At 51.0% G+C, this 3,218-nt stretch carries 2 protein-coding genes and 2 pseudogenes; all 4 read left to right on the plus strand.

Translation table 11 applies throughout. The features are described from left to right. The first annotated feature begins 2 nt into the window (after positions 1 to 2). The gene (gene ribH, locus Q0238_RS11380) at positions 3 to 428 is read left to right on the plus strand and encodes a 6,7-dimethyl-8-ribityllumazine synthase (protein WP_297946144.1); all 426 of its coding nucleotides are present in this window, start codon (positions 3 to 5) and stop codon (positions 426 to 428) included. A gap of 1 nt (position 429) precedes the next feature. Beyond that, positions 430 to 804: pseudogene (gene nusB / locus Q0238_RS11385) on the plus strand (transcription antitermination factor NusB); the annotation flags it as partial. 683 nt (positions 805 to 1,487) lie between these two features. Beyond that, on the plus strand, positions 1,488 to 2,174 hold the full coding sequence (gene pyrF / locus Q0238_RS11390) for an orotidine-5'-phosphate decarboxylase (RefSeq protein ID WP_363317143.1): 687 nt from the start codon (positions 1,488 to 1,490) through the stop codon (positions 2,172 to 2,174). 481 nt (positions 2,175 to 2,655) lie between these two features. After that, positions 2,656 to 2,889, plus strand: a pseudogene (locus Q0238_RS11395) (helix-hairpin-helix domain-containing protein); the annotation flags it as partial. Positions 2,890 to 3,218: the final 329 nt, after the last annotated feature.

A 3,218-nucleotide genomic window follows, 5' to 3' on the forward strand; every position in this document is an offset into this window, starting at 1 on the left:
AAATTCTAATCATCAACGCCCGCTTCAACCACATCATCACAGATCGCCTAGTCGAGGGGGCGCACGATGCATTTTTGCGCCACGGCGGCAAGGAGGAAAATTTAAGCCTAATGCTAGTGCCTGGCGCTTTTGAGATCCCGCTCGCGCTTGAAAAGGCGCTAGCTTCCAAGCTCTACGACGCCGTCGTCTGCCTAGGGGCGGTTATCCGCGGCTCTACTCCGCATTTTGACTACGTAAGCGCCGAGGTAAGTAAGGGCATCGCAAACACCATGCTAAAATACGGCGCACCCGTGACTTTCGGCGTGCTGACTACCGATAATATCGAGCAAGCGATCGAGCGTGCAGGCTCAAAGGCCGGTAACAAGGGCTTTGAGGCGATGAGCGGCGCGATCGAGCTTCTAAGCCTATTTCGCAACATAAAGGCGTAAAATGGCCACCAGACACCAAGCCAGGCTCGCTGCGATCTCGCTGCTTTACTCTAAAGATATGAATGGCGGCAGCGAGGACTTTGCGGACGAATATCTGGAGGAAAAGCGCATTCGCAACGAACAGCGCAACTGGACGCTCGCGCTTCTGCGCGGAGCTAGCGAAAATCTCGCCGCAGTCGATGCGCTGATAGACGAAAATTTAAAGGAATTTAAGCTCGCCGAAATTTCGGCTCTGGAGCGCGCGATACTGCGGCTCGGGGCGTATGAGCTGCGCTTTACGGACACCGACGCGGGCATCGTCATAAACGAAGCAATCAACTCCGCCAAGGAGCTTGGCATCTCGCCAAGATTTATAAACGGCGTGCTGGACGCGCTAAAAGATAGCCACGTAAATATCGCGGCGGATAAAATTTCCAAGCCGACTGCGACGGCAAGCGAAAATCTAGAGACAACCATGGAGGTAGTCAAAAATTTTAAGTCCGCTGCGGCGAAAAGCTCCGCTGTTTCGGACAGCAACGATACGGCGAAAAATTTCATCCCCGCAGGCGCGGACGGCGAGACAAAAAATTTTACCAAAGCAAAGAGGAGCGGCTCGCCGAAAAATTCTACGGCGAGCAGAAGCAGACCGTCTAAAAAGCCCGCTAATTTGAAAACTCGCAGCACGTCCGCAAAAAAATCCGAATTTACCGCGAACAAAAAATTTAAAACGGAGAGAAATTTCAAGACCGAAGATAAATTCAAGACGGAGAAAACTGGCAAAAATTTCAAAACAGGCGAGCGAGGTAAAAATTTTAAGGTAGGCGAACGAGGCAAAGACGCCGCGCCAAAAAAAGAGGGCGCGGATAGAAATTTCAGAGTCGGCAAAAGCGCTGCACCAAAAAAGGGCACTTCTGGTAAAAATACTACGCCGAAAAGTAGCGCTGGACGCAAAAGCTCTATCGCGCCGAAAAAATCTGCGGACGGCAGAGGCACCGTCTCAAAAAGACCTACGGACGGCAGAGGCGCTCTCTCGAAAAGACCCGCAGACAGCAAAGGCGCAGTACGCGGCAAGGATAAACGGTGAGGCTCTGCGTCGCGCTTGATCTGGGCTCGAAGCAGGAGTGTTTACAGCTGGCGGAGGGGCTTGCGGACTTTTCGGATAAAATTTGGCTAAAAGTGGGCTTGCGAACTTATTTGCGCGATGGAGCGGGCTTTGTGGGGGAGCTAAAAAGGCTCGGAAATTTTAAAATTTTCCTCGATCTAAAGCTCTACGACATCCCAAACACGATGGCCGACGCCACCGAGGAGATCGCTAAGCTCGGCGTCGATATCATAAACGTGCATGCAAGCAGTGGCAAGCGCGCGATGGCTACCGTGATGGAGCGACTGGATAGGCTAGCTTCGCGTCCGTTGGTGCTAGCGGTTTCGGCGCTAACGAGTTTTGATCAGGCGGAATTTAGCGCGGTTTACGAGCAAAATTTAAGCGATGCCGTGCGCAAATTTGGCGTGATGAGCTATGAAGCAGGACTTGACGGCATGGTCTGCTCTACTTACGAGAGCCGCTTGATAAAGGATGCTACGAGCGCAAATTTTATCACGCTCTGCCCGGGTATACGTCCGTTTGGCGAGAGCGTGGGGGATCAAAAGAGAGTGGCGGATCTGGACGTCGCGCGCGAGGCGGGAGCTGATTTTATCGTGGTAGGTCGGCCGATCTATCAGGCGCAAAACCCACGCGAAATTTGCGAGCAGATTTTGAGTCAAATTTAGCGCCAAAGCTTACGTAAAATTTGACACAAAATAATTTTAAGCATGGTTTCCGCGCGCAAGAAATTTTAATCAAAATGCGCACAAAGGCAGCTCGGGTGACGCCGAAGCGCCGTCGTCATATTTTTACAAAATCCGTTGGAGTTTGAAACAAACGTATCAGATTTTTGCATTTGGTGCAAGGCGGAAGTGTAAATTTACTCCGTTTGGGGATTTAAAACGTTTAATCTTTGCCGCGCCCAAGCCCCCCTGCTAGCTTGCGGATAAAATTTCCGATAATGAGCGGGCGGCGGACGTCTTAGCGCTAAAAAGCGGCGCGCATAAGCGTAACGGCGGCCCGGCGGCGAGATAAAATTTTAAAATTTGCCTCGCACGAGTGAGATTTTGAAATTCCGCACTCTCAAGGGGGTTTTAAAATTTCATCCAAATAGCGAGCCAAGCGAAATTTGAATAAAGATTGGAGTAAAATTTAAGTAAAGGTGCGAGCGATTTTAAGAAAATCCCCTATGTCGGCGAGGCGACAGAGGCCGATCTGCTGGCGCTAGGCTACACTGAAATCGCTTCGCTAAAGGGCGCGGATCCGGACGAGACGAATGAACGCATAAAGGCGCTTTGGCGCGGCAGATGCATCCTCTATGTTTACCGCATGGTTTGTTACTACGCAAACACGCCCCGTCCCGACAAAGCCAAGCTGAAATGGTGGCTTTGGAAGGATTAAATTTTCAAATTTGACCCGCGCAAGTCGTTTAAATTTGAGCGGATTTACTAACGACCGATAAGGCTGTATTTGCAGCACAAAACGGCGCCTCGCGGAAGTACAAGCTAGCAAGCGCATGAACGGGCGCAAATTTTAAGCGCGAGCTTTGCGAGCACAATGCGATGGGGTGCGCAAAGAGCGTAAATTTAACGGGCGCGGCGTAGCGGCTAGCGCAAAGTACAAACATAGCCGCAATATGAAATTTTGATTTTATTCACAGGCGCGCTTTGCGATGAAGCGGCCTGCACGAAATATAAAATCGCTCCGATTTCTGGCAAGCGCGCGCCGAG

The sequence above is a fragment of the uncultured Campylobacter sp. genome (assembly GCF_938045775.1).
In the GTDB taxonomy this organism is placed as follows: Bacteria; Campylobacterota; Campylobacteria; order Campylobacterales; family Campylobacteraceae; genus Campylobacter_B.